This window comes from Bradyrhizobium sp. CCGB20 (assembly GCF_024199855.1).
Lineage (GTDB): Bacteria > Pseudomonadota > Alphaproteobacteria > Rhizobiales > Xanthobacteraceae > Bradyrhizobium.
On record NZ_JANADN010000001.1, the window covers coordinates 5,925,094 to 5,950,585 of the forward strand.

Annotated in this window: 30 protein-coding genes and 2 tRNA genes; 13 read left to right on the top strand and 19 right to left on the bottom strand. The window is 65.1% G+C overall.

Annotation, left to right across the window (positions count from 1 at the left end; genetic code table 11):
• Positions 1-35: 35 nt before the first annotated feature.
• Together NLM15_RS27685 and NLM15_RS27690 are read left to right on the top strand one after the other, a co-directional pair.
• Positions 36-509: a hypothetical protein gene (locus NLM15_RS27685; protein ID WP_375166864.1), complete on the top strand. Its 474-nt coding sequence runs from the start codon at positions 36-38 to the stop codon at positions 507-509.
• A 274-nt stretch (positions 510-783) separates the two neighbouring features.
• On the top strand, positions 784-1,164 hold the full coding sequence (locus NLM15_RS27690; RefSeq protein WP_254120655.1) for a hypothetical protein: 381 nt from the start codon (positions 784-786) through the stop codon (positions 1,162-1,164).
• A gap of 481 nt (positions 1,165-1,645) precedes the next feature.
• Here the strand turns inward: NLM15_RS27690 and NLM15_RS27695 are convergent.
• Positions 1,646-1,731, bottom strand: a tRNA-Tyr gene (locus NLM15_RS27695).
• A gap of 206 nt (positions 1,732-1,937) precedes the next feature.
• On the opposite strand from NLM15_RS27695, the gene rlmB reads away from it, so the two are divergent.
• Positions 1,938-2,768, top strand: a complete 831-nt coding sequence (rlmB, locus tag NLM15_RS27700; RefSeq protein WP_254120657.1) for a 23S rRNA (guanosine(2251)-2'-O)-methyltransferase RlmB — start codon at positions 1,938-1,940, stop codon at positions 2,766-2,768.
• A gap of 62 nt (positions 2,769-2,830) precedes the next feature.
• Here the strand turns inward: rlmB and NLM15_RS27705 are convergent, their stop codons facing one another.
• Both NLM15_RS27705 and NLM15_RS27710 read right to left on the bottom strand, forming a co-directional pair.
• Positions 2,831-3,337 (bottom strand): hypothetical protein, encoded by a 507-nt coding sequence (locus NLM15_RS27705; RefSeq protein ID WP_254120659.1) that lies wholly within the window; start codon positions 3,335-3,337, stop codon positions 2,831-2,833.
• A gap of 44 nt (positions 3,338-3,381) precedes the next feature.
• Complete coding sequence (locus NLM15_RS27710) at positions 3,382-3,867, bottom strand: hypothetical protein (RefSeq protein WP_254120660.1); 486 nt, start codon at positions 3,865-3,867, stop codon at positions 3,382-3,384.
• Between the two features lie 311 nt (positions 3,868-4,178).
• On the opposite strand from NLM15_RS27710, the gene NLM15_RS27715 reads away from it, so the two are divergent.
• Entirely contained in the window at positions 4,179-4,670 is a 492-nt protein-coding gene (locus tag NLM15_RS27715; RefSeq protein ID WP_254120662.1) for a hypothetical protein, read from the top strand.
• A gap of 157 nt (positions 4,671-4,827) precedes the next feature.
• Positions 4,828-4,902, top strand: a tRNA-Thr gene (locus NLM15_RS27720).
• Positions 4,903-4,921: 19 nt separating this feature from the next.
• On the opposite strand, the gene NLM15_RS27725 is transcribed toward NLM15_RS27720, so the two are convergent.
• From NLM15_RS27725 to NLM15_RS27745, 5 genes are all read right to left on the bottom strand, one after another.
• Positions 4,922-5,341 carry a GFA family protein gene (locus NLM15_RS27725; RefSeq protein ID WP_254120664.1) on the bottom strand — a complete coding sequence of 140 codons (420 nt, stop codon included), beginning with the start codon at positions 5,339-5,341 and terminating at the stop codon, positions 4,922-4,924.
• Positions 5,342-5,491: 150 nt separating this feature from the next.
• The gene (locus NLM15_RS27730) at positions 5,492-7,324 is read right to left on the bottom strand and encodes a PQQ-binding-like beta-propeller repeat protein (RefSeq protein ID WP_254120666.1); all 1,833 of its coding nucleotides are present in this window, start codon (positions 7,322-7,324) and stop codon (positions 5,492-5,494) included.
• Positions 7,325-7,426: 102 nt separating this feature from the next.
• A complete protein-coding gene (locus NLM15_RS27735; RefSeq protein WP_254120667.1) occupies positions 7,427-8,140 on the bottom strand; it encodes a class I SAM-dependent methyltransferase in 714 nt (237 codons plus the stop codon).
• Positions 8,141-8,221: 81 nt separating this feature from the next.
• The gene (locus NLM15_RS27740; protein ID WP_254120668.1) at positions 8,222-8,941 is read right to left on the bottom strand and encodes a bifunctional 2-polyprenyl-6-hydroxyphenol methylase/3-demethylubiquinol 3-O-methyltransferase UbiG; all 720 of its coding nucleotides are present in this window, start codon (positions 8,939-8,941) and stop codon (positions 8,222-8,224) included.
• 246 nt (positions 8,942-9,187) lie between these two features.
• The gene (locus NLM15_RS27745; RefSeq protein ID WP_254120669.1) at positions 9,188-10,885 is read right to left on the bottom strand and encodes a methyl-accepting chemotaxis protein; all 1,698 of its coding nucleotides are present in this window, start codon (positions 10,883-10,885) and stop codon (positions 9,188-9,190) included.
• A 246-nt stretch (positions 10,886-11,131) separates the two neighbouring features.
• Here NLM15_RS27745 and NLM15_RS27750 point away from each other — a divergent pair, with 246 nt between their 5' ends.
• A complete protein-coding gene (locus NLM15_RS27750; RefSeq protein ID WP_254120671.1) occupies positions 11,132-11,323 on the top strand; it encodes a hypothetical protein in 192 nt (63 codons plus the stop codon).
• A gap of 3 nt (positions 11,324-11,326) precedes the next feature.
• On the opposite strand, the gene NLM15_RS27755 is transcribed toward NLM15_RS27750, so the two are convergent.
• Entirely contained in the window at positions 11,327-11,491 is a 165-nt protein-coding gene (locus NLM15_RS27755) for a hypothetical protein (protein ID WP_254120672.1), read from the bottom strand.
• A 102-nt stretch (positions 11,492-11,593) separates the two neighbouring features.
• Between NLM15_RS27755 and NLM15_RS27760 the strand changes: the two genes are divergently transcribed.
• Both NLM15_RS27760 and NLM15_RS27765 read left to right on the top strand, forming a co-directional pair.
• On the top strand, positions 11,594-11,986 hold the full coding sequence (locus NLM15_RS27760; RefSeq protein ID WP_254120674.1) for a hypothetical protein: 393 nt from the start codon (positions 11,594-11,596) through the stop codon (positions 11,984-11,986).
• Between the two features lie 294 nt (positions 11,987-12,280).
• Positions 12,281-12,535, top strand: a complete 255-nt coding sequence (locus NLM15_RS27765; RefSeq protein WP_254120676.1) for a hypothetical protein — start codon at positions 12,281-12,283, stop codon at positions 12,533-12,535.
• A gap of 51 nt (positions 12,536-12,586) precedes the next feature.
• Here NLM15_RS27765 and NLM15_RS43785 read toward each other — a convergent pair whose 3' ends face one another.
• The 4 genes from NLM15_RS43785 to NLM15_RS27785 form a co-directional block, all read right to left on the bottom strand.
• Positions 12,587-12,829, bottom strand: coding sequence for a DUF6719 family protein (locus NLM15_RS43785; RefSeq protein ID WP_038935984.1), 243 nt, complete (start codon positions 12,827-12,829; stop codon positions 12,587-12,589).
• Between the two features lie 251 nt (positions 12,830-13,080).
• Positions 13,081-13,788, bottom strand: coding sequence for an outer membrane protein (locus NLM15_RS27775; RefSeq protein ID WP_254120678.1), 708 nt, complete (start codon positions 13,786-13,788; stop codon positions 13,081-13,083).
• Positions 13,789-14,075: 287 nt separating this feature from the next.
• A complete protein-coding gene (locus NLM15_RS27780) occupies positions 14,076-14,471 on the bottom strand; it encodes a hypothetical protein (protein WP_254124442.1) in 396 nt (131 codons plus the stop codon).
• Between the two features lie 376 nt (positions 14,472-14,847).
• A complete protein-coding gene (locus NLM15_RS27785; RefSeq protein ID WP_254120680.1) occupies positions 14,848-15,231 on the bottom strand; it encodes a His-rich protein BRANT in 384 nt (127 codons plus the stop codon).
• A gap of 251 nt (positions 15,232-15,482) precedes the next feature.
• Here NLM15_RS27785 and NLM15_RS27790 point away from each other — a divergent pair, with 251 nt between their 5' ends.
• Both NLM15_RS27790 and NLM15_RS27795 read left to right on the top strand, forming a co-directional pair.
• Positions 15,483-16,025, top strand: a complete 543-nt coding sequence (locus tag NLM15_RS27790; protein WP_254120682.1) for a lipopolysaccharide assembly protein LapB — start codon at positions 15,483-15,485, stop codon at positions 16,023-16,025.
• A 109-nt stretch (positions 16,026-16,134) separates the two neighbouring features.
• Positions 16,135-17,520, top strand: coding sequence for a serine hydrolase (locus tag NLM15_RS27795; RefSeq protein ID WP_254120683.1), 1,386 nt, complete (start codon positions 16,135-16,137; stop codon positions 17,518-17,520).
• Here NLM15_RS27795 and NLM15_RS27800 read toward each other — a convergent pair.
• Entirely contained in the window at positions 17,510-19,078 is a 1,569-nt protein-coding gene (locus NLM15_RS27800; RefSeq protein ID WP_254120685.1) for a S10 family peptidase, read from the bottom strand. The two genes, NLM15_RS27795 and NLM15_RS27800, sit on opposite strands and share 11 nt — an antisense overlap.
• A gap of 248 nt (positions 19,079-19,326) precedes the next feature.
• On the opposite strand from NLM15_RS27800, the gene NLM15_RS27805 reads away from it, so the two are divergent.
• Positions 19,327-20,106, top strand: coding sequence for an NAD kinase (locus NLM15_RS27805; protein WP_254120687.1), 780 nt, complete (start codon positions 19,327-19,329; stop codon positions 20,104-20,106).
• Positions 20,107-20,119: 13 nt separating this feature from the next.
• On the opposite strand, the gene NLM15_RS27810 is transcribed toward NLM15_RS27805, so the two are convergent.
• The 3 genes from NLM15_RS27810 to NLM15_RS27820 are packed head-to-tail and all read right to left on the bottom strand — an operon-like array spanning position 20,120 to position 21,509.
• Positions 20,120-20,701: a hypothetical protein gene (locus NLM15_RS27810; RefSeq protein ID WP_254120689.1), complete on the bottom strand. Its 582-nt coding sequence runs from the start codon at positions 20,699-20,701 to the stop codon at positions 20,120-20,122.
• 53 nt (positions 20,702-20,754) lie between these two features.
• A complete protein-coding gene (locus NLM15_RS27815) occupies positions 20,755-21,009 on the bottom strand; it encodes a helix-turn-helix transcriptional regulator (protein ID WP_254120691.1) in 255 nt (84 codons plus the stop codon).
• Between the two features lie 2 nt (positions 21,010-21,011).
• The gene (locus tag NLM15_RS27820; RefSeq protein ID WP_254120692.1) at positions 21,012-21,509 is read right to left on the bottom strand and encodes a DUF2975 domain-containing protein; all 498 of its coding nucleotides are present in this window, start codon (positions 21,507-21,509) and stop codon (positions 21,012-21,014) included.
• Positions 21,510-21,745: 236 nt separating this feature from the next.
• On the opposite strand from NLM15_RS27820, the gene NLM15_RS27825 reads away from it, so the two are divergent.
• Together NLM15_RS27825 and NLM15_RS27830 are read left to right on the top strand one after the other, a co-directional pair.
• Positions 21,746-22,291 (top strand): response regulator, encoded by a 546-nt coding sequence (locus NLM15_RS27825; protein ID WP_140981728.1) that lies wholly within the window; start codon positions 21,746-21,748, stop codon positions 22,289-22,291.
• Positions 22,292-22,318: 27 nt separating this feature from the next.
• Positions 22,319-22,897 carry an Hpt domain-containing protein gene (locus tag NLM15_RS27830; RefSeq protein ID WP_254120694.1) on the top strand — a complete coding sequence of 193 codons (579 nt, stop codon included), beginning with the start codon at positions 22,319-22,321 and terminating at the stop codon, positions 22,895-22,897.
• Between the two features lie 162 nt (positions 22,898-23,059).
• Here NLM15_RS27830 and NLM15_RS27835 read toward each other — a convergent pair whose 3' ends face one another.
• Both NLM15_RS27835 and NLM15_RS27840 read right to left on the bottom strand, forming a co-directional pair.
• A complete protein-coding gene (locus NLM15_RS27835; RefSeq protein ID WP_254120696.1) occupies positions 23,060-24,235 on the bottom strand; it encodes a DUF2336 domain-containing protein in 1,176 nt (391 codons plus the stop codon).
• Positions 24,236-24,428: 193 nt separating this feature from the next.
• Positions 24,429-25,484 carry a lytic transglycosylase domain-containing protein gene (locus NLM15_RS27840; RefSeq protein WP_254120698.1) on the bottom strand — a complete coding sequence of 352 codons (1,056 nt, stop codon included), beginning with the start codon at positions 25,482-25,484 and terminating at the stop codon, positions 24,429-24,431.
• Positions 25,485-25,492 lie beyond the last annotated feature (8 nt).

A 25,492-nucleotide genomic window follows, 5' to 3' on the forward strand; every position in this document is an offset into this window, starting at 1 on the left:
ATTTTTGGCCAATGACGCCAAAAAAGGCACGAGAAATGAACACCTTGCGGCGTATCGACTGGAACGGCAAAGCGGGCTCGCGAGCGGCCAAAAAGGTATTATTTTACGCCACGATCGTTGCGCTGAGCGGATTTGGCGGCCCGGTATGGGCTGAGGACACAAATATCCCGGTCGAGCGAATGGTGAAGTCCGCCCCCAACAAGGACACGCGAATCGGCCTGTACCTCAACGTACTGCCCGACTGCACATCCGGGCCCTTGCCCACGATCCGCCTGGTCAATCCGCCAGCGTCCGGGAAAGTCACTATGAAGTCGGCCAAGGTGAAAGCGACCAACTACAAATCCTGTCTCGCGCTGGAAGTACCGGCCTACGTTGCATTCTACAAATCGCAGCCCGACTTTGTCGGCGACGATGTGCTTACGATCGAAGTCAAATACGCTGGCGGGCGAACGGAAATTCAGAAGATCACGGTCAACGTTTCAGGCCCTGGCGCGCAGCAGAAAATCTAGCCGCGGCACTCTTACGTTGCTGCAAAATCAGGCCGATGAAGACGCTGCGCGAAGTGCGCTTTCGCGCCCCCTCGGCACGCTTCCTGCGGCTACCGGGGCGAATTCGCTGAACAGACTCTATATATACTATGCGACTGCGCGGTTGGACGCGCCCGGCCTTGTCGCGACGCAGCGGCGGCTGAAGGACCCTCGCGGCAACGCCGTGGTTTGACGCTGTTTGCGATTTTTGCTCTCTTGGGCCCCGTGATTAAAAAATTTTCTCTTGGGGGCGGCGATGCGCAATTCGATGTTCAGGTATCTGACGGCAGTTGTCCTTTTCGGAGCGGGAGCGGCTGGTGACCCCGGTAGGGCAGTCGCTGCGGACATGGCCTTGCAGGCTTCTCCCGGCGCGATCGGAAGTTGCTCGGAGTTGGTTTTTACCTGCGAGAACGGAAGACAGTATCCGCTGTGCCCGATAGCCGTATCGGTCGAAGGCGAGGTCGTGACTGCGTCGCTGCATACTGGCCGCTCCGGCGGCGTGCACGTGCGCTTGGTCCCGATGGGCGTCGGATATCGCTATGCCGGCGCCGGCGTTTGGGTCGATGGCTTCCGTGGCAATGCGTTGCTCAACTTTGGCAAGCACAGCCAGGTCGCCTGCACAATCGAGAACTACTAGGTGACGTGCCCGGTCGGCGCCCCACAGGGGCGCCGACTGTTCGCCTCGCTTGTTAGCCTTTGGTGCGAACGACGACCGGTCTCGCCCGAGGATACATAAAGGCCTTGGGGTGGACGTAGACGGGGCAATAATTGTCCCACTGGTATTGCTGCCAATTCCACTTCCAGCAACCATTCGCGATCTCTGGATCGGAATACCAATTGAGCCGATATGGCTCATCTCCGAATGGGTACGGACTGGCTTGAGCGCCAGCGGACGCTCCACTCATGCAGATGACGGCGGCAATTGCCATGAAGCATGAACGATACATGACTTTTCTCCGAATACTCCAACAAGGTGCCAAAGCGGAGCATTCTTATCAAGCCTGGAAGAAGTCCGTTACGCGAGCGCCCCTTCAGCCACCGTACGTCCGGGAGCCAACCCTTCGTCCGGCACCGCCGGGCCGATCCCGCGTCTGATTAAAACTCTTGATCAACAAGGCTGGTGGGGGAGGCAGGACTCGAACCTGCGAAGCCATGAGGCGGCTGATTTACAGTCAGCTCCCTTTGCCACTCGGGACACTCCCCCGCTCGACGGCAGCACAATCGGGCCGGACCTTGCCGGCGACCGAAGACGGCCATGGAACGTGAAGGCCGCGACAGCCCGGATGGGGGCGCGACCGGGCGCGTTTATGGGCGAAGCGGTGGGGCAAAGTCAACCGAGGCGAACAGCTAAAATGGCCCCCATTCGCACCCAAATTGCCATATTCCGGCACCCGTGACACAAGCGAGCCCATGAAGGACAAGAAATTCGCCCCGAGGGGCCCCCGCGGCGGGGCTAAGCCCTTCAACAGGCCCGGGAAATCGGCCGGCCGTCCGGCCTGGCGCGACCGTGATTCGGACCCCGGCGGGCCTGTCATCCTCTATGGCTGGCACACCGTCACCATGGCGCTCGCCAATCCGCAGCGGCGGATCCGCAAGCTGACGCTGACCGAGAACGCCGCAAGGCGCCTTGCGGACGAAAACATCGAAACCCGCGTCGCGCCCGAGATCGTCCGGCCCCAGGAGATCGACCGGCTGCTCTCGCCCGACGCCGTGCACCAGGGCCTGCTCGCCGAGGCCGATGCCCTGCCCTCGCCCGACATCGAGACCCTGGCGCAGGAGGGCATGGTGCTGGTGCTCGACCAGATCACCGACCCGCACAATGTCGGCGCCATCCTGCGCTCCGCCGCGGCCTTCGCGGTGAAGGCGATCGTCACTACCGCGCGCCACAGCCCGGAGGCCACCGGCGTGCTCGCCAAGGCCGCCTCCGGCGCGCTGGAGCTGGTGCCCATGGTGACGGTGCAGAACCTCGCCCGCGCGCTCACCGCGCTGAACGAGCGCGGCTTCCAGACTGTTGGGCTGGACAGTGAGGGCAGCGCGGATCTCTCCGAGGTCACTCTGCGCGAGCCGCTCGCGCTGGTGCTCGGCGCGGAAGGCAAGGGCCTGCGGCAATTGACCCGCGAGACCTGCAGCGTCGTGGCGCGGCTCGACATGCCCGGCGAGATCAAGAGCCTCAACGTCTCCAACGCCGCCGTGCTCTCGCTCTATGTCGGCGCAAGCCGCCTGGGGCTGATGAAGCGCTAGCAAACAAAACGCCCGTCCGCATCTCGCGGACGGGCGTCTCGTCAGCTCAGCCGATCAAGCGATCAGTAATAGCGGCGCAGCACGCGGCGGCCGCCGTAATAGTACGGCGCCGGGCGGTAGCCGTAGCGCGGACCGTAGCCGTAGTGCGTGCGCGGCAGATAGCCGTAGCGCGGGCCGTAGCCGTAGCGATACGGACGATAGTAGGGGCGGCGATAGGGATAGGCGCCTGGGGCTGCGATCGCGGCAGCACGATAGCCATAGCCGTAACCGTAGTTGGCCGGCGCAACGACCGCGTCCTCACGATAGGTCGGATACGGCGCGAACGCGCCCGGGCCGGTATAGGTCGGCCCCTGGTTGACGTAATAGTACTGCGTAGCCGGCTCGGCGAGCTGCTCAAAGCCCCAACCGCCATAACCCGGGCCATAACCCCAGCTACCGCAACCCGTGTTGCAGCCGCTATAGACCGGCGCAACCGGCGCGCAGCCGTTGAAGCCGCAAGCCGCGGCCGGCGCGGCCCCGACGAACATCACGGCCGCCGCCGCGACCAGTCCCGAAATCATCTGACGCATTACTCTCTCCTGTTGAATTTCGTATCTTTGGTTTTTGACGTTTCTTAACCCGGCGGCCTGCCGGGTATTTCTGCGTGCGGCCGCGGCCGAGGACGCCGCGGGCGGTCGTTGATCTCAGGCGCGAAGATCACCGGCGGCGGATTGACGGGCACGTCCATCTGCGGCGGCAGCGGCGCCGATTGCGCGCCCCAGCTCTGGTGATAGCTCTCGGCGGGCTTGGGCAATCTGCGGTTCGCAGGCGGCTCGACCTCGAGCCGGCCGTAGCCGGGCCGCAAGCCCAGCGTCGGATAATAATGGCCGACATCTTCGGGCTGCCGCTCGGCGATATAGCGCCCGCCATAGATCGTCGGCTGCACCTGGATGTTCTTCCCGAGGCCCCAGACACCCTCGACCACGGTGTAGGACGCGTCGATGTTGTTGATGATGATGGGCACGCCCGGGCGGCCGGGAACGACGATATCGAAGCCGCCACCGGCAAGCGCCGTCGCGGGCAGTCCGATCAGAAAGGCTGCGAGCGCGAGAGCGCGCATGGAAGGATCCCGAATTGTCCGGGCTACAACCTAACCGATCGCTCCGCCGAGAGAGTTAAGGCCGCTTCACCAATTTCCGGTAAGCCTAACGCGTAAGGATCGGTCGTCTTTCGAATGCACCGAGCGCACTAGCGAAGCGTTAACACTTGGCCCCGCTCGCGATGCCGCCATCGTCCGACAAGCCGCATACATGGCACAAACTGCACATCCTCCGCGTGCTCACAGCGATGTGACCTCGTTTGCGCGAAACGATGGGAACGTCTCCGCGACTGAGGAACTTAGCAACCGTTCCAACCACATGGAGATCTGCCATGACGAGCCTGAAACTGATCGGCGCGGTTTCGATCGTTGCCTCCGCGCTCGCAGGCCCTGCAATGGGTCAAGCATCCATCACCAATCCCGCCGCCTGCGAATCCATGTTCGCCAGCGCCAATTGCCTGAACGCCGGCGCCGGCAGCCCTTACGCCACCAGCCGTCAGCAACGACAATATCAGCGGGCAGCCTATCGCAACCCGAACCGCTACAACGATGTGAACAGAACGAATAGCGGCTTCTGGCCAGCAGCGACCGCGGGCGCGGTTGCAGGCGCCGCCGTCGGCACCGCAGCAGCCGTTGCCGCAGCACCGTTCAGCGGCTGGGGCAACTCGTACGCCTATGACAATTCCGGCGGCTACGGCAACTACAACCGTGGCGAAATGGGCTGGTATGGCAATTGGGATACCTACGCGGCTCGCAACGGCATCGTTTGCCGGCCCGGCACTTGGTATAAGGGCGCGGACGGCCTCCAGCACATCTGCCAATAAGCCACGATCTGGCGAAGCGATTCAGGCGGCCCCAGGGCCGCCTGTTTCATTCCGACAGTGCTTGCACCGGTTCTGGCACTTTCCAACCAAGTCTGATATTGCGACGCGCGGGTGGACGGCCCCGGCACGTGCCGGTCTCTTCCCACATCCCAGCGTGGCCGGCTTAGCTCAGCGGTAGAGCAGCGGTTTTGTAAACCGAAGGTCGGGGGTTCAATCCCCTCAGCCGGCACCATTGCTCGACGCGCGGTCTCTTAGCTCGAATTCTTGTGCGCGCTGCTTTGCCGGAAGTGCTCGACGCCGGCGCCGTTGACCTCCACCCAGCCATGTTTCGACTGCTCGAAAACCGATCTGAGCGGCGCCGGGAAATTCGGGTCCGCGATCGTGCCGACGGCAACGCCGATCATGTCAGGCAGATTGTCGGCCTTCCAATAGAGCGTCGACCCGCAGTCACGACAAAAATAGAACCGGACGCTGCTACCGCTGTCGGCCGCACGAACATACTCCTTCGGCGTTCCCGAGATCGTGACGACCTCAATCGGATAGAAGGCACCGACGCCGAACGGCGCTCCGGTTCGCCGCTGGCACGCGATGCAGTGACAAGCGGCCACAAGGCGGGACGGCCCCGGAAGCGAAAGCGCAACAGCGCCGCAACTGCATCTGGCGTCGAGCATCGAACTCACTCCTCGTTCGTCGACGGGTCTGGTCGCCCGGATGGAGCACTGTTCCTGGAGGGAAGAGACCGCAAAGCTGGCGCGAACTACGCCGTGAGAAGCCGTGCCTGCAACGCGATCTGTCAATCGGGTCGCAACGACGATGAAGCTTCACTCCGTTCGCGCCTCGAACGCCAGCAGCACGTTGCCGGCGACGCCGCTCCATTGGCCATAGCCGGAATTGGTGTAGAGCATGCCGCCGGCGATGACCGGTCCGGGACCATCGATCGCGCCGCCATGGGCGGGGACGCCGTTGACGGCCTTGTAATCCTGCGCGGTGTCGAACTCCCAGAGCAGCTTGCCGTCGGTGGCATAGGCGCGCAGGAAACCGCTGACGCCGCCGGAGAACACGACGCCGGGGATCAGGCTCACCGCCGCCGAAAGCGCGGGGCTGCATTGGGGACGATCGCCACAGGCGACCGGCGGCACCTCCATCACAACCGTCCCGCTGGCGAGATCGAGGCCGAACAGGCCGCCCCCTTGCGTGGAGTCGAGACGTCTGGTGCCGTCACGCAGGAAACGCACGTCGGAGTTCGCGACGTAGATGCGCTCCTGGTCCGCGGCCGAGCCCCATTCGCTGCCGCCGAGCGCACCGCCCTTCCCGATCCGGGTCTGCCACAGGATCTTGCCGCCGTCGTCGGGATCGAGCGCGTGCACGACGCCGGATTTCTGCGCGATAGCAAGCACGCGCTTGCCGTCGCGCAAGGTCACCAGGATCGGCGACTGGCCGAAATCGTGGTCGGGCCCGTGATCGTCAGGGCAATTGGTCCTGTCTGCGGTGAAGCACGCGACGACGAAGGCGTCCTTCGGCGTGGCCTGCTGTTTCCAGAGCAACTTTCCGCTTCCGAGATCGAAAGCGAGGACCGCATCGGCGGTCGCGGCCGGCGGGTTCGAATAGGAGTTGCTGGTCGCGACATAGATCGCGCTGCGCTTCGCGTCGATCGTCGGCGCCGACCAGATCGCGGCACCGGACGGGCCGAAGAGCTGCGTACCCCTGGCATTCTTGTCGGTCGGATGCGGCACTTCGGGGATCGTATAGGCTTGCCAGGCCAGCTTGCCGGTCGCGGCCTCCAGCGCCACCACGCTGCCGCGGAAGGTGCAGCATTCGTAAGAAGCTTGCGAGCCTGCGGCTTCCTCGAGCGATGACACCGGCACGTAGAGAACGCCGGAATGCAGCACCGGCGCCCCGGTGATCCGCGCGGCCGAATGCTCCTCGACCTTGGTCTTCCAGATCAGCGCACCCGTCAGCGCGTTCACGGCATAGGCGTTGGCACGCAAATCACCGAAGAAGATCGCGAACTGATCAGAGCCCGGAAGCTGTGCAAAGGTGATCGCGGCGCGCACGGCGCCATCGGTCGCGAGGGTCCACAGCGTGCAGCCGGTTCGCGCGTCGAGCGCGTGGACCTTGCGGTCGGTGCCGCCGATGAACAACAGGCCCCCGACGATCGTCGGCGGCGCAAACGACACCGAGGCGCCTGGAAATGCGTAGGCCCATTTCAGCCGCAGGTTCGGCACCTGCGCTGGGGTCAGGCCCGCCATGTCGGCCGGCTGGAAGCGGCTGTTGTTGAGGTCCACGCCCCACCCGTTCCAGCGAGGACCGTCGAGCGGTTGCGGAAAGCCGCTGATCTGCTGCGTGCAGCGGCCCTGCGCGTCGGACGCGCTGTTGATCGCGGCCTTGCCGGTGACGAAGGAAGCAATCGCGCGGCGCTCGTCGTCGCTGCGCTCCTTCGCCATCGCGGCCATGCTGCCGGAGGTCAGCGTCCCCAGCACATGATCGAACGACATCGCCTGCATGGCCGAGCGCGCGGGCGCGCGGCTGCGGGCGTCGCCGGCATCGTGACATTGTGCGCAGTGCGCTGCGTAGAGCGCGGCGCCATCCTGCTGCGCCAGCGCCGGCGCGGAGAACCAGATCAACAAAGCGGCCAGGATGGCACTTGCTCTCATGGTGGGCTCCGACATGTCACCGCGCCCCGGGGATGGCGGCACACAACCCAAAGTGTAGCGCTGGAGCGATCCCGGAAGCAATGGACGTTCCGCCCGCGCCTGTCACACATCCGTGGCAATGCCGACGCGATCGGGCAGCTCATCCAGCCGCCACAGGGCGAGGCTCTTGTCGCGCCAGCCGCCACCGCCCTCCTCGCATCGCTCGTTGATCAGGGCGCGCGGCAAGGGCCAGTGGAAAGGCGCCCTCTCCATGTTCAGCGCGCGCCAGTCGCCATCCTCGCAATCGCGATTTGCGTTCCATTCCGGAAATGTCGTCACCAGCAGGAAGCGCGCGCCGCTCTCGCGGAAACGGGCCGTGGCGCGGGCGATGTTGTCGAAGCTCAAATGAACCAGGCAGTCCCGGCACAGAATGACATCGGCGCGCGGCAGCGCATCGCGCGTGATGTCGGCAACGAGAAAACGGCCGGACAACTCGCCGCCGGCCACACGCCGGCGATTGGACTCGATCAGCGACGGCACGATGTCGACGCCGGTGTAATCGAGATCGAGCTTGATGCGGCCGATCCAGCCGGCATCGCCGCAGGGCGCATCGAGCAGCGACCGGGCGCCGAGCCGTTGCAACAGGGGAGGAAGCGCCTCCCGGAGCGCGGCGGTCGCCGGATCCTCCGAGCCGAGGCCCGAGACCGAGCTGGCGGCACCCCACAGGTTCGTCTGCTCGATCCGCTCGAACCGCGCGGCGAGATCGAGGCCTGCGAAATTGTCGCGGTCGGCGACGAAGCGTTCGTGAGCGAGCACGGGTGGACGTTTGGCGATCATCGGGCGGGACTCGCGTCAAGATTCCGTCGCGGGTCCACTATACAGGGCGAGCGTCGCCTCCGAAATCGCCAGCCTCTTCCCTCAAGCCGGCTTCTGCCACTCCATGATGTGGAAGAACGGCACCCGGCGATGACGGGCAATTCTGTCGGGATCACCGCCGATGGGTTGCGGCTCGATGAACAGGCGCAACTGGAGGCCGTGATCGAGCAGCAGCGTCATGTAGGTGCTGAGCGGACGATGCCAGTTTTGGACGCGGACGCCGCTCCAGCTCACCCAGGTCGCGCGCTCATCCATGTAGTGATCGATGGTGAAGCGCAGGGCGCCGTCGCGGTCACGCGTCCAGCCCTCGGGCGGGCCGGCGGTGTTGAAGCTGGTCAAATTGGCGATCAGCAGCGTGCCGCCCGGCCGTAGCGCCGCCGCCATTTTCGCGATGGCCGTCGCGAGATCGGGTATGTCGATCAGGCTGAGATAGCTGACAACCAGATCGAACTCCGCGTCGAAATCCATCGTCTCGGCGCGGCCGACCCGGTAGTCGCCGCTGGGATCGAGCTCGCTGGCGCGCGCAAGCAGCGCTTCGGTCGGATCGATGCCGGTGGTGCGGATGCCCGCGCGCTGCATGATGCGGCAGAAGCGCCCCTCCCCGCAGCCGACGTCGAGCGCGTTGCGAAAGCCGCGCCCTTCGATCCGCGCCCGCATCGGCGCATCCAGCACGAAGCGGCGGCCATAGTCGCCGTCTTCCCCCTGCTCGATGATCCAGGCGGCCGCGGACGCGGCCCAGCCGTCGCTGACATCCTCGTTCATGGGTCGACCTTCGGGAATGGATCGTGGCCGCGCGCATCGCGCGCACCGTTACTGACCACAGATTGGATCGGAGCTCAACATGAGGTAGTCTCCGTATCCGATGCGCCCGACCACCGCCAAAGAGAAGGCCAGGATCGCCGCCGGTGCAGTGACGGCCGTCGTCATGACGGCCGTGCTGCTGGTATTCGCGCTCGGTTTCCTGCTGGCGCGATAGAGGGTGCGACGGGCCGATGCCGTCGCGCCGACTTACGCCGCACGCACGGTGCGGAGGAATTTTCCGACTTCGTCCTTCAACCGGTTGCTGTCGGTCGCGAGCATCTTGGCGGTCGAGAGCACCTGCGAGGACGCCGAGCCGGTCTCGGCCGCGCCGCGCTGCACGTCGGTGATGTTGGTGGAGACCTGCTGGGTGCCGTGAGCGGCCTGCTGCACGTTGCGCGAGATCTCCTGGGTGGCGGCGCCCTGCTCCTCGACGGCGGCGGCAATGGTGGACGACACCTCCGACAGCCGCTCGATCGTCGCGGAGATGTCGCGGATCGCGTTGACGGATTCCTGGGTCGCGGTCTGGATGCCGGAAATCTGCTGGCTGATCTCGCCGGTCGCCTTCGCGGTCTGCTCGGCCAGCGTCTTCACCTCGGAGGCGACAACGGCGAAACCGCGGCCGGCCTCGCCGGCACGTGCCGCCTCGATGGTGGCGTTGAGCGCCAGCAGATTGGTCTGGCCGGCGATGGTGTTGATCAGCTCGACCACGTCGCCGATGCGCGTCGCCGCGACCGAGAGCTCGCTGACGCGCTCGGTCGTGGTGCGGGCCTGGGTGACGGCTTCGCCCGCCATGCGCGCGGACTCCTGCACCTGCCGGCTGATCTCGTTGACCGAGGAGGACAGCTCTTCCGTGGCGGTTGCAACCGACTGCACGTTGCCGGTGGCTTCGCCCGACGCGACCGCAACGACAGAGGTCAGCTCCTGCGCGCGCTGCGCCGTGGTGGCCAGCGTCGAGGACGACGCTTCGAGCTCGGTGGACGCGGATCCGACGGTTTCGATGATCTCGCCGACTGCGCGCTCGAAGCCGTCGGCCAAGTTGACCATGTCGCGCTTGCGCTGCGCTGCGGCCTGCGTCTCGGCTTCGACCTGCGCCGCCTTGAGGCGTTCGACCTCGAGCGCGTTGGTCTTGAACACCTCGACGGTCTTGGCCATGTCGCCGATCTCGTCGCGTCGGTCCTTCTCGGGCACCTCGGTCTTGAGATCGTTGCGGGCGATCCCCTCCATGGCGAGCTTGAGGCGGGCAATCGGCCGCGACATCGCATTGAGACCGATGAACAGCGCGATTGCGATGCCGAGGACCAGGCCACCGGCGCTGACGCCGATCACGGTCCATGTCGCCGACCTGGCGTCGCGGTTGATGGCTTCCTTGCGCTTGCTGACCGTCTGCGCGGTCTCGGTCACAAACTGGACGATGCGTGCGAGGGCCGCATCCAGCACCGGATCGCACTCCTTGTGCGCACGGTCGGCAGCCTTGGCATTCTCTTCCGTGCTGCTCGCCTGCGAGCCGGCCTTCAGCACCGGATCGCAGCCGGCGAACGCTGCCTTCAACTGGTCGCCGATGCTCCTGATCTGGTTCGCGCGCGCCGGATCGTCCTGCTCCGCCGCATCCAGGAATTGACGGATCTCGTCGCGGTTCTGCGTCGCGGTCTTGAGACGGCCGGCGTTGCCCGCCTCCGTCGCCTCAGTGAAGACCGCGTAGAGCGCGGCATGATAGGTCTCGGCACGGCGCTGGGCCCGCGTCAGGTTGAGCGCCGAGGATTGCGCGGCGGAGAGCTCGGCAAAACCGTCGACGGTCGCCGAGAGTTCTTGCGTGCCGAAGCCAGCGACGGCAACCATCGCACAGCCCATCACGGCCACGATCAGCGCGACCTTCCACACGATTTTCAGATTGTTCAAAAAGCTCATCGCAGCCGTCCCAATGATTCCTGCTAACGCATAATCCCAGCATGGTGCATTGGAACCGGCGGACGTTAAGATTTGATACCAAATGCGCCGGGTAGTCTTACGGAAAAATAACTATTTTGGGTGGCGGCGTAAGCTTCACGTAAGCTTCGGCCTGTTTCCGGGGCACGATCCAGGCAAGGCCGGCCGGAACAGGTCGCTGGCCTCAGTCGTTGTCCGCCCATGCGGATCAAGGAAGAAAACCGAAACATGTTTCTGCTGGCAACGGTGACGCTGTGCTGTGTCGCCGTGGCGAGCACCGTTGCGCTGTTCGATCTGGCACAAGGGCCGGCTCCGGCAACGCAAGTCGCCGAACGCGCGCCGATCGACGTGACCGCTCCGACTCCGGTCCGGGTGGTCGGGGCGCCGTTCGAGCCCAACGTCAACCCGCGCGAGCGATAGCGCTCACGTCGGCGACGCCTCCGAGCCCGCCTCAGGCTGGCCTTGGGCCCGCGCCAATTCCTCGACGAACGCGATCACCTCCGCCCGCTTGTCGGGCGGCAGCGACAGAAACGCGCGGACGAGCCTCAGGCCCTGCGCTTCGTCCGACTGGTCTGTTTTGGCGTCCATCTCTCACTGTCGGGCGAGCGGGAAAAATATGCAATCCCCAACCGGACACCTTCTTGATTCGGCCCGCCAGCTTTGCTGGAATAGCTCCAAGAGAGGTGGACCATGAAGTGGATCAGGGAGCGCGACGCACTGATCGCGCAGACAATGGCCTTCGTCCAATCGGTAACCGGCAAAAAGGATGACGTCCATCCGCCGGAGATTCCGACGCCTACACCGGTTGTGCCGGTGGGGATCGTCACGGTCGAGACCTTGACCGTCGAGGCCCTCGCGGTCGAGATCGAGCCGCCGCAAGCCGTCCCGCCGCCCGCGCCCGTCGTGATCCCGCCTGCACGGACGAGCGGCGATTTCCGCTCTGAAATGCAGACCCGCATCGCCAATTTCCGTAAGCACCAGGAGCGGTTCGAACGCGAGCGTGAGGAGTATTGCGCGTCCACCCTGACCAAATTGCGCGCCGCCATCGGCGACATCTCCCCCCGCCCGCCGGCGGAGAAGTGAGGCGGCTTCCGCCTCACAACCAGGACCACACCAGCCAGAGATTGGCCGCACAGGCGCCGAACAATGCCAGCGTCAGTGGCAGCAGCATGTGCCCGCAGCAGGTTTTGAGGTCGGTCGTCATGGCCGGAAACATCCGCTGATTCCGGCAAACGAGTCCCAAGGTTTCTTTTTTTGGGGATTCAGGACTCGTTAAGGACTCAGGGCCCGGCGGCCCTGATCACGCCCCCGTGATCGAACAGCTGGCCGGAACCCCTCGCCCGTCAGGCCGTTAAGCGTTTTTCAGGAGCGGGAAGCATGCCCTACGCCCTGTTCTGCCACGACGCCCAAATCAGCAAGGCCTATCCCAGCGATGCCGATGTCTGGAAGCTCGCGCAACAGAGCGGCCTCGTCGTGGACATCAGCGCCGACGACGAGCGCCAGGGGCCGCGCCGGGTCCTGGACAATGACTACGAGATCAAGCCCTGCCGGGCCGCCCAAGGCGAGGATCCCGCCAGAAACAAGGCCGAGGCCGAACGGCAGTCGCGGATGGAGCTCGAGCTGAATTCTTGAGGTTCGGCAGGAAGCCCAGGCTGTCCCGGGAAGCTATCTCAGGAAGGGATCTCAGGGGGTCGCGGTCGCCAGCGAGGCCTGCTCGCCGGCCAGCACCACGCAGGCCTTGCGGCGGTGCAGCCCGCGGATCGCGCCTGTCACCTTCAGCACCTTGCCGGATGGGCAGGAAGCGTCCTTGACGAAGGCCACCTCATAGGGTGCCAGCATTAGAGGCTCGGATTTGAGGATTGTCTGTGCAGCGCACGGCAGGGAGATGAAGCACGAGAGCACTACTGCCGACACAAAGATACGCATGTCCGTCGTCCCACCAGCCCGGTAATTGTCATATAACGCCTTCCGGAGCGCGAGTTCCGTAAGCGGCAATAATTATTTTTGCTTTACGCCAGTCCCATGACGCGCGTGAGAAGGTGCGCGCCCGACCATTTGCTTGCAAATGACGCGCCAGATGGTTCACGTAAAGCAAACAACAGGCTGGCAAACAACGGGCTGGCAAACGAAAGGCCGGCGTGAGCCGGCCTTTGTCAGATCGTGGTCGCTGCCGGGCGTCAGTAGCGCGAGGCTGCCGGACCGCCCCAGCCGAAGCGGTAGTTCACACCGACCTTGACCGTATGCTCGTCCTCCCGGCCCCGGACGCCGACGATGTCGGCCGGGCCGGAGGTGAAGGTCGTGCTGCCAAAGTTGTAGTACTGGTATTCGGCCTTGGCCGACCAGCTGGGGGCGAACATGTATTCGAGGCCGGCGCCGACGGTGTAGCCGTCCTTGCTGTTACCGGTGGCGGTGAAGGGCTGCGCGACGCCGGCGACGTTGACGCCGAGGCCGCCATTGCGCCAGGCGTAGCCGCCCTTGGCGTAGAGCAGCGTCGGACCCCAGGTATAGCCGATGCGGCCGGTCACCGACCCGAGCTGGTCGGTGTTGGACGTCACCTGCGTGCCCAGCGGGAACGTGACACCGTTGTTGTTGGTCGGCAGCCAGGAGTACTGGGCCTCGATACCCACCACCCAGTTCGGCGCGAACTGGTAGTCGAAACCGCCCTGCACGCCGCCCAGGAAGCGGGCGTCGCTGGACTGGAAGCTGCTGTCGCCGGCAAAGGCGCCGCCGACATGGCCGCCGATGTAGAAGCCGGTCCAGTTGTAGATCACCTGAGGCGGCGTATAGGCCGGAGCCTTGGTGTAGGTGCGCGGCTGCATGTCGGCCGCTGCGGCCGGCGCGGCCAGCGCAAGCAGAGCGACAGCGCCCAGCAAAATCGTCTTCATTGTCATCCCCGTTCTTTCAAAATCGACCCTCAGCAAACAACGTGGCGTGAATTTGGTTGCTTCGCAGCGATGCCGGAACGTTGATCGTTCGTGACTGTGACGGGGTGGCAACAACGCGATTTTGTTCCGTCACACCTGCTTGCGCTGACCAATTTTGTCATTGGCGCAAGGCCTGCCGTAACAATCTGTCGCAAGGCGAAACCGCCCCGTTCAAAGCTCGCCAAAATGTGATCCAGCGGCTCCGGTGGCTTCTGTCCTAGCAGCAAGCGATGAAGGCGGGCTTTGCCCTACCGCGTCATCTTTTCCAGTTCCGGAAAGGGAGCGTAAACCGCACCGGCGCAGAGCTCGCCGGCGCGGTCGACGACGCGGTCCGCCCGGCCGTTGACGAAGATGACCGCACGCTCGCGCGTGCCCTTGTAGCTACCGTCGGTCTCGCGTGGTGTGAAGCGCAAACAGCTGACATAGAACTGGCGGCCGCCAACCTCGCGCTGCGCCGGCTCGGCCATGCTGGCCTCGCGCACGCCGACCGGATTGTTGAGATAGGAGCGCATCAAGGCGAGTGTATCGCTGCGGAAATTGTCGGGAAACGGCTGCGGCCCTCCGGCCTGGGCCCCGCCCATCACGGTCGGGCGGTCACCATCGCTGCCGAAACATGCCGCGAGCGCCAACGGCAATGCCAAAATCACCGCACGTTTCACAAGATGCCCCACAGGTCACGCTCTCCGCTCGATCAGACTCGGAGATGTTCCAGCCCCAAGGTTGCAATGATACACGTCTAGAGGTGTTTTGCCCGACGAGTCAAACGATTCGTAAAATCCGTAGAGCAACGCACCGCCCGTCAACCCATTGATTCATCTATCGGCGGCTACTGTGCATGGGGTTGTTTTCGAGATTTTTGTTTGCGGTCGCGAAACGAATGGAATTCGCTTGCGGCCCGGCATCGGCGCACCGACCCGCCGCCAACACCTCGCGCTTTCGCACAAGGCATGACGACGGGCCTGGCCTGAATTCCGCACGCGGCGGCGGGGCAATGCTGGATGCCGCCGCGCGGGATCAGTCTTAGCTGCGCTTGTCGACGGTCGCCGGCTTGGTCACGTCGGGCTGCGCCTTCAGCGACTTCTTGGCCGACAGATGCTTGTTGTGGTGACGATGCGTGCGCACGGTCTTGTGCTCGTCGGGCGTGACCGCGGCATTGGCGTTCATCGCCTTCGCCTTGGTATCCACCTTGGCATCCGCCTTGACGTCGGTGGCCTTCGCGTCGGTGGCCTTGGCGTCGGCCTTGATGGCGGCCTCGGGTTTCGCGGCGGGGGTCGATACCTTGGTCTGGGCCTGGTCCGCCTTGATCACCGGCGCGGTCGTTGTGGTCTTGCCGGCTTCAGCGGCGAAGGCCGGGGCTGCGATCACGGAAGCTGCGAGCAAGGCTGCGGAAATGGTCTTCAACATGGTGTGTCTCCTCTTGGAAGGATCTTGAGGCGGCGCCCTCTCGCCAGCTCTTCGATCGTGGGTGTGAGCCTAGGCGCGGCGCGCTGAACCCATTCTGAAGCCGGCTGCCAGCTTCCGTTCATCTCGATGACAAGTTTGTCATCTGCCCCTGGGCGAATAGATCGTGCGAAGCTGGAATGTTTTTGCCCGTTGGGTGTTCCGGTCTTCGGGCAATCGTGTAGGATCGCCACGTTCCATACGGGAGAAGATAGATGCGCAGACTTTCCATGCTTCTGGTACCGGGGCTTGTCTCGATGGCGTTGGCCGCCGGACCGGCGCTGACCAGCGCCTATGCCGCGGGCAGCGACGAGCCCTCGCCGCCGCCGAAGTCGGACAGCTCGGCCAAGAAGGGGAAGAAGAAGAGCTCCTCCATCAGCGATCCCAAATTCCTCGCGGCCTATCGCACCGCCTACACCACGATCTACGACGGTCACGACTACACGAGTGCGATCGACCAGCTGAAGTCGCTCAAGCGCGACGACGTCGCCGACGTGGCCAATTTGATCGGCTACTCCTATCGCAAGCTCGGCGACTACCAGTCGTCGAAGGTCTATTACGAGCTGGCGCTGAAGGACGATCCGAACCACGTCCGCACCTGGCAGTATTACGGCCTCTGGCAGCTCGAGCAGGGCAACCGCGAGCAGGCGCAGTATCATCTGAACAAGATCGCCTCGCTCGCCGGCACCGACAGCTCCGAGTATCGCTCGCTCGCCGCCGCGCTCGACAAGCCGACCGGCGCCACGCTCGTCTACTAAGACACGCGCCTTCGAACGAAACGAACGGGCACAACCTTTCAGGTTGTGCCCGTTCCGCTTTCTCGGTTAGCCTCGCGCACCAAATCTTTCCCCGCAAACTGGTAGCGCAATGGACACGTGGCTGCGATCCGCGATCGACTACATCGGCTCCTGGATCGAATTCCAACAGACGACATACCAGCAGCCGGGCGTCCTCGTCGCATTCGTCCATCGCGGCGAGGTCGTCGCCGAGCATGCGTTCGGCCTTGCCAATCTCGACACCGGCGAGAAGCTCACCCCGCGCCACCGCTTCCGCATCGCCTCGCATTCGAAGAGCTTTACCTCCGCGGGCATCATGAAGCTGCGCGAGCAGCGCAAGCTCCGGCTCGACGACCCCGTCGGCCAATATGTCGGCGGCCTGCATCCGCGCGTCGCCGAGACGACGATTGCGCAGGTGCTCTCGCATAGCGCGGGGCTGACGCGCGACGGCGTCGATTCCGGCCAGTTCATCGACAGCCGTCCCTACCTCAACGCCAAGGAGCTGCTCGCGGAGCTGAAACTGCCGACCGCGATCGAGCCCGGCACACGCTTCAAATACTCCAATCACGGCTTTGGCCTGATCGGCCTCGTCATCGAAGCCGTAACGAAGGAGCCCTACCCGCTCTGGATCAAGTGCGAGATCATCGAGCCGGCCGGCTTGCGCGAGACCGAGCCGAACGCGCCGCTTCCCAAGGGGGCGCCTTTTGCGCGCGGCCACACGCGAAAGCTGCCGTTCGGCGAGCGCGGTGTGGTCCCCGGCGACAATCCCGCGCATGCGATGGCGTCCGCCGCGGGCTTCGTCGCCACCGCCGGCGACACGGCCCGCTTCTTCGCGCAGCTCGCGCCCAATGCCAGGAAGAGCGTTCTGTCGGTGGCAAGCCGCCGCGAGATGACACGAAACCATTGGCGCATCCCGCAAAGCTTCGAGGGGTATTACGGCCTCGGCGTCAACGCCGGCAAGACCGACGGCTGGGACTGGTTCGGCCATGGCGGCGGCTTCCAGGGCTACATCTCCAGGACCTGCTCGATTCCCGCTTGCGAGCTCGCGATCAGCATCCTCAGCAATTCCATCGACGGCGCAGCACCGTTCTGGATGGACGGCGCGATGCAGATTTTACGCGTGTTCAGAACACGTGGTGCGCCCGACCGCCGCGTGCGCGACTGGACCGGCCGCTGGTGGACAATCTGGGGCGCGAGCGACCTGGTGCCTGCAGGCAATCGCGTGCTGGTCGCCAATCCGCAGTTCAACAATCCGTTCATGGATGCCGCCGAGATCGAGGTCACCGGCCGCGACACCGGCAAGCTCGCCTGGGCAGCCGGTTACTCCAGCCACGGCGAGCCGGTGCGCCGTATCCGCAACGCGCGCGGCAAGGTCAGCGACATCTGGATCGCCGGCGCCAACGTGAAACCTGCGAGCGTCGTGGCGAAGGAAATTGAGCGCAGATACAAGCCGCGCAAGCGGCGGCCTACTCCCTGATCAACGCCTCCACTTCGCTCCGAAACGCCTGCCGCGAGCCGTCGCGCGAATAGAACATGTGGCCGCCGGGATAGACGACGAACTTGACCCGCTGTGTTGCAAACGCGGGCAACTGGTCGAGCACCCGCTTCGTCCCGAAATAGGGCGTGGCGAGATCGAACAGGCCGTGCCCGACCAGCACGTTGAGCTTCGCGTCGGTGGCGAGGATCTGGCGCAGCTCCGACACCGACTGCGGCGGGTTGATGCCGCGGCCGAAATCCCAGTGGCCCTCGACCGCGCCGTTCAGGACCTCGTAGGAGCCATCGGGCCGCCAGTTGAGCTTGCGCGTCAGCACATCAACCGCGGCACTCGTCAGCGGCGCCTGGAGCGCATCGCCTGAGGGGTCGCCGAACCGCGAGCTGCTCGAATCCGGATAGGGATCGAAGCCGCGCACCGAGGCGTCGTAGCGCCCCGTCACCTTGCCGTTCTTGCGGTCGAACTCGCGGCGGAATTCACCGACGTCGAAGCGGCCGGCGAGCCTGCGGCTCACAGCCTGGTCGATCCCGGTGAGCTCGGCGACCTTGTCGGCGAGACGGTTGGTGGCCTCCTTGTCCGCCTCGCCCTTGATGAGGTCCGCCAGGAACTCGCCGCGCGCGTAAGCCTCGACGTCGGCGAGATCGGCGCGCTTGACCGATCCTTTCGCTTCGCGCGCGACCGCAACATAGCTCGGCAGCGTCGCGACATATTGCAGGACGCTGGTGCCGGTGAACTCGCGGAAATCCAGCAGCGGCGACACCAGGATCAGTCCCCTGACGCCGACGCCATGCTGGAGCTGCAACTGGCGCACCACCTTCGGCCCGCGAATGCCGCCATAGCTTTCGCCCGCGACGTATTTCGGCGAAGTCAGCCGATCGTGCTTCTCGAGCCAGCGGCGGATCACGAGCGCGATCGCATTGACGTCGCCGTCGACGGAATAGAAGGACTTGCGCGCGTCGTCGCCACTCGCAACAAAACGGCTGTAGCCGGTGCTGACGGGATCGATGAAGACGAGATCGGTGAAGTCGAGCCAGGTCTCCGCGTTCGGCTTCACCTCGGGCGAGGCCGACGGCGACAGCGCTTCGCCATCGAGCGGCAGCCGCCACGGACCGGCAGCGCCGAACTGGAGCCATGCCGAGGACGCGCCGGGACCGCCGTTGAACAGGAACGTCACGGGCCGCGTCGCGCGGTCGGCACCATCGAGCTCATAGGACGTGTAGGCGATGTCGGCGAGCGGCTCACCCTTGCCGTCGAACACGCGGATCGAGCCGGCCGTCGCGCTGAAGTTGAGTGCGCGGCCCGGCAGATCGAGCGTCTGCTTCGTGGTCGAATCCGGCGGCAGACGATGCGGCTCGGCGGCGGACGATGAATTCTGCGGCGCGCCTGGCGCGTTGCCGCCGCGCCCACCCTTCTGTCCGGCGGGTGCCGTCGTCTCGGCGCGCGGCTGCGACGGATCGTCCGCGCGCGCAAATCCCGCGAGCGCGAAAGTCGACACCGCCAGTACCAGGGTCGCGCGGCGCAGCGCCGGCAAACGCATGACCATGATCGTTCTCCTTGTCCGGCGATGAGAGCCGGCGAGTATCGAAAGCCTAGCGAGAAATTGCGACGGTTTGGGGGATTGCCGGCCCCTCGGCCCTGAAGAAGCCGGGCGGGCGCAAATCGACCCGGTTTTGCCCTGAATCGGATGGACGCTGTTTGCCTTGAAGAGCGGTCCTTCTCGACAATGGAGGCCCAGGTCGTATAGACGAGCCCGGCGGAACTTTCTCCAGCCAGCGGCCCTGCCCGGAAGCCATGACCAAGCCAGCGCGATACGACCGGATCGCCTTCGTCGCCAGCCCGAGCAGCGAGGCACAAACCGCCTTCAGCCAGCTCTCCCGCGACTACGGCAATTGCGACCCGAAGGACGCCGACGTCGTGGTCGCGCTCGGCGGCGACGGGCTCATGCTCCAGACGCTGCACCGGAACATGCATACGGGAAAGCCGATCTACGGCATGCACCGCGGCACCGTCGGCTTCCTGATGAACGAATACTCGACGATCGACCTTCGCGCCCGTCTCGAGGCGGCGCAGGAATCCGAGATCAACCCGCTCCTGATGCGGGCCACCGACGTCAACGACCGCGTCCACCTGCATCACGCCATCAACGAGGTCGCCCTGTTCCGGCAGACCTACCAGGCCGCGCGCCTGCGGATCCTGATCGACGAGCGCGAGCGCATGGCCGAGCTGATCGCCGACGGCATCATGGTGGCGACGCCGGCCGGCTCCACCGCCTACAATCTGTCCGCGCAGGGACCGATCCTGCCGATCAACGCCGCGCTGCTGGCGCTGACACCGATCAGCGCCTTCCGACCGCGCCGCTGGCGCGGCGCGCTGCTGCCCAATACCGCTTACGTCGTGATCGAGGTGCTGGAGGGCGACAAGCGGCCGGTGGCGGCGGTGGCCGACCATGACGAGGTGCGCGATGTCCGCCGCGTCGAGGTCCTGTCCGACAAGACCATTTCGATGCGCATGCTGTTCGACCCCGGCCACAGCCTGGAAGAGCGGATCCTGCGCGAGCAATTTGGTTCCTGAGCCAAGGCGCGGATCACTGGCCGCAACGCTGAATCGATTCCAGGCCTCCCGCCATTGCGGGATCGCCAAGCAGATCAAAATCCCTGACGACTGGGACGAGGCTCTTCGTCTCCGACGTCATGAGATAGATCGTTACGAGTAGCGATGCCTGCGGCGCCGCGTTGGCGCGACAGAATTCCTTGGCTGCCACGCCGAGCCCCATCGAACCGCGCTTGCCTTTCTGCCCCTGCTCGATCATCGAGGTACGCAGCGCCTCGAAGCGCGCGGCATCTTCTGACGACAAGCGATAGGCGTACATGGAGGAGCCCTGCGGCGAGGCCGGCAGGCCTGGGCGCTCGCGCGCGCTCATCTCCAGCATGGCGAAGCTCGTCCTGGCCTCCGCCTCCCCTACCACCCTGGTGACAACGTCGAGCTTGACGCCGCCCGCGCGTGGCCGCAACGCATCAGGCAATTGCACAGCGACGCGCAGCATCGACAGGTCGGTCGTCTTGGCGTCGATGCGGGCAAGCGGCGGGATCGATGTCAGCGGCACCGCGCTGCATCCGGCAAGCGCGAGCGCAGCCGCGCTCGCAAGAACGCGCGCGAGGCGGTTCATCGCAGGCATCTCCGGTTCAAGATTGAAAGAGGCTTGGATTGAACGAGGCTTGGCTAGGCCGATTTCCGACCGGCCGTGCGAGGCTCCAACGCGTCGTCCGCGCCATCAGGGACGTATTCCAGGATATCGCCGGGCTGGCAGTCGAGCACGGCGCAGATCCGCTCCAGCGTGTCGAAGCGAATACCGCGCACCTTGCCGGACTTCAGCAGGGAGACGTTCGCCTCCGTGAGCTCGATGCGCGCCGCGAGCTCGCGCGATCTGATCTTGCGCCTGGCGAGCATGACGTCGAGATTGACGACGATCGGCATGGTCAGATGATCTCACTGTTCTCGTGCCACAGGCGGACGGCATCGGCCATCACGGTCGCGAAGGCGACGAGCGCCAGGCCGCTCAGCACCGACAGCACATGCGATTGCTCGATCCCGAACATGACCACGAGCTGGCCGGGTTCGTTGGCCCGCGTCAGGTTGATCGTGGTAAGCATCTGCACCAATGGCGACATCAACGCATTGACGATCAGCGCGAGGCCCATGCGACGGATACGCCAGGCGTTCCCGGTCACAAAGACCTCGCCGCGCGCGAAACGGGAGAACAGCATCGAGAGCTGCAACAACGCGTAAATGACGGGCGCAAGGCCGATCAGGCTGATCAGCCCGCCGGCGAAGCGCGTGCCGAAATTGAGGGTGAACGGCCGCGCCCCCAGCGGGGACCCTGTCGCGATCCAGTGCCGAAGCACCTCGTCACTCGACCAGAGCAGCGGCACCGCAAGCACCGCGCCGGCGACGCAGACGAGCGCGCCGACGGCCACGACACGCCCGATCCGCCGGAGCCGCGGCTCGGCCGGGACAGGATAAGGAAAAGCGATCACGCTCATCGAAACAACTCCCGCTCAATCGAATTTTTTATTGTTTTACAATAAAAAATGGCAGAATTACGATATGCTAAATTCCCGTCCTCCGAAGCGCCACCGAAGGCCGCGGCAACCCTTCGTTAACCCCCGGCGCGATATGGTTAACGAAAGTTGACCGCTTCCGCCCGGGCGCCATGTTCCGCATCGATTTCAACAAGCTGCGCTTCCTCGTCTGCGACGACAATCCGCACATGCGCCGCATCCTGCGGACGCTGCTGCATTCCTTCGGCGCGCGCGAGGTCTATGAAGCCGAGGACGGCGCAACCGCGCTGGAAATGTACAGCCATTACGTCCCCGACATCGTCATCACCGACTGGGCGATGCCGATCTTCGACGGGCTCGAGCTCGCGCAGATGATCCGGCAGCCGGAATCCAAGGGCAATCCCTACGCGCCGATCATCATGCTGACCGGTCATTCCGAGAAGCGCCGCGTCACGGTGGCGCGCGATGCCGGTGTCACCGAATTCCTCGCCAAGCCGATCTCGGCCAAGGGGCTCTACCAGCGCATCCTCAACGTGGTCGCCAGTCCCCGCCCCTTCATCAAGACCAAGACCTATTTTGGTCCGGACCGGCGCCGCAACACCAACTCCGCCTATATGGGTCCCGAACGCCGAGTCGGCGAAAAGCACGAGGTGATGCAACAGCCCTCGCTGCTCGACAAGGCGCGGTCCTCCATCTAGCGCAGCGTCTCACGCGAGGCAGGCATCATGGCGAAGAACAGCGCAAAGGACATCGAGGTCACGGCCTTCGCCACGCATCATGTCATCACGCAGCCCAATCCGCTGCGCAAGGTTCTGCGCCGTGTCGAGGAAAAGGACATGGACGATCCGGTCGGCCGCGCCGAGCAGGCGCTGGCAGGCCTCTCCGGCGAGTTCAAGGACTGGATGACGACCGAAGTGAACCGGCTGTCCGCCGCCTACGTCGCCATCCGCAATGACGGCTTCACCAAGGACAGGCGCGACGAACTGTTCCGCGCCGCCCACGACATCAAGGGCGACGCCGCGACATTCGGCTATCCGGCGGCGGCGGGAATTGCGGAGAGCCTGTGCCGCGTCATCGAGCACGCGCCCGATCTCGACAAGGTGCCGGTCGAACTGTTCACGCACCACATCAACGCCATCCTCGCCATCGTGCACGAGAACACCAAGCTCGACAGCATCAGCGTCTCCGCCGAGCTCAGCCGCCGCCTGCGCAAGGTCGCCGACGACTATCTCGCCGACGTCAACCGCGACCGCCCCGAGCATCTCGAAGTGATCCTGGCACCGAGCATCGTGCCGGCGGAGTAGTCTTCCCTCGTCATTGTGAGCGCAGTTCGGGGCTTCCGGCTCTGTCACCACGATCAGCATCGTAGGGTGGGCAAAGCGAAGCGTGCCCACCAATCGAACTTGATCGTGCTGAGAGATGGTGGGCACGGCGCTTCGCGCCTTTGCCCACCCTACAGCATCCCATCACGCCGCGATCAGATCGTCATACACCGGATCGATCGCCTCATCCGCGACGAGCTCATCGCAGAACAGTCGCGCCTCTTCGCGCGCCGACTCGGTCGCAAAGCGCCGCAGCAGGACCATCAGCGGCTCGGTGGCGCCACGGTCGGTCTCGCAATGGGTGAGCACGCGCTCGACCATGCGCCGGCGCAGCCGCGCCGCGCCGTCGTCGCTGTCGACAAAACCTTGCTCGTGGCAGGCATCGAGCGCAACCTGGAACGCCGCAAAGGTTGCCTCCGGCAGCCCGGCGCGGCGGAGCAGCGCGTGCAGGCTGTTGCCGCCGCGATCGTGCAGCAGCGCGGAGACACGCGCGAGCGGCAGGTCCGCGAGTTCGGCGAGCGCCGCGTCGAACAGATCGAGATTGCTCGACAGCAGCGCGCGCAGGATCAGACCCGCGGTGAGCTGGCCCGTGATGCGCAGATGCCGCACCAGACCCTGCATGTCCTCGCCGCGCGAACGCGCCGCGATGTTCATGGTGGAGCGGTCACGCGCCTCGGTCGCAATGCGCTCGGCGCGGTCGGCGCTCAGCCAGTTCCGCGCCACCACGAACTGCGCGAGAGTTTCGGAGAGTTTTGCCACCAGCGCGACACGCGTCGCGGCCGGCAGATCCTCCAGCACCAGCATCGCCTCGCGGATCGCGGCGAGATGGCCGTGACGTTCGACGATGCGGTCCCAGGAGAACGGCGCCAGCTCGGCGTGGGGATTTTCGATCAGCTCGAGGGCCGCCGCCGCGCAGCCGACTTCGGCGATGGCGGCGCAGACCGAGACCGGCAACGCAATGCGGCGCGCGACCGCGCACTGCACCTCGTCATTGCCGGTTGCGACGATGTCGACGAGGTCGGCATCGATCAGGAGCGGAGAATGTTCGAGCACGGGCAGCGCGACGGTCGGCTGGTCCCCCGACAACGCCCGCACGATCGATGCCGGGGCATCGGTGCTGCGTGCAAAAGCTTCGGCCATCGCCTGCCGCACCAGCGGCGAGGGATCGTCGAGCAGCATCAGCAGCGCGCCTTCGGCGGCGACGCGGTCGTCATGGGAAAGGTCTGAGATCAGCCAGGCCCGGGCCAACGCCCGTGTTGCCTCGGCCCGCTCGCCAGCGGGCGCCGTCCTGATCCAATTGATGAACTGCCGAACGATCATGGTGCTTCCGGCTTACGCAACGAAGACGAGGCGGTGACGGCTCGTCACCTGCAACACAAAATAAACCACGACGCTTAACAAAGCGTTCACCATAACCGGCTGGTTTTATTGACGTTTTGTTAAGGGAACCAAATCGGCTGAGCGGCGGGATTCCGCCTCGCGCCGCACCGCGTCCTGGACACGAGCGTGAGGATCAGCTCGAGAACGTGCCGCTGCGATCGCTGAAGAGATCGAGCGGCTGCGGCGGCCGCACCTCGGGCGCCGATGCGACCGAGGTGAGCGAGGCGTTGTTGCCCCACAATTTCTGCACGGTCGTCGAGACCGGCTGCACGTCGCCGGGCTGATAGATCGAGCGGAATGCGGGCGTGGTCGGCGCGCTGTCCGCGACCGTCGTTGACGATGTCGCGCTCACCGGCGTGACGCCGCGCGCATCCGGAAAGGTCTGGAGGTAGGCGGCATTGTCGATGACAGGCGCGGTGGGCTGCACGCCGTTGGCGCTCGCGACCTGCGTGGTCGACGGCGTGCCGCCATACATCGCCATCGCACTGCGGGTCGTCTTCGAATTCGCCGCGCTGGCATAACGCGCGTCGAGCACCGAATAGACCTCGGAGACGCTGCGGGCGCGGCCGTCCCTGGCGTAGAAGATCGAGCGGTTGGCGGATGCCGCATTGGGAAACAGCCGCGCGCCGACCGCTTGCGGATTGTCCTCGGCATTGGCGATCAGTTTCGCGGCGCCGCCGACGCCCATGAAATGCGCCATGTAGAGTTCGCTGTCGGACGGCCTGCGGCCGAGCAGGCCGGTGAGCTTGAAACTGTTCGACTGCGTCAGCGCCGCCGCCATGGTGGAGGCGGCTTCCGGATCGTCGCGCAGCTTCATGATCGACCGCTTCATCACGGGATCATCGACGGTGTAGCCGCCCGAGGGCGTCCTGGTGATGGCGTCGGAATAATTGCCATAGCCAAGCTGGGTGCCCGCCTCCTTCACGGTACCGAGCCAGGTCTGGTCGATGAACTGGTAGAGCCCGTGCGCGGACGACGTGGTGGCCCCCGCCGCCGGATCGAAATCCGATTCCATCTTGGCGGTGGTCAGCATGTACTGGAAGCTGACGCCGCTGATGTTCGAGGCCTGCTTGATCGCACCGGCGACGCGCGCCCGCGACGGATCGAGAACCGCCGTCTGCGAGGCACTGGAATTGTCGACCGACATGATGAAGTGCCCGCCCCGTGCGGCGTTGAGCAGCGCCGGCAATTTGGCGC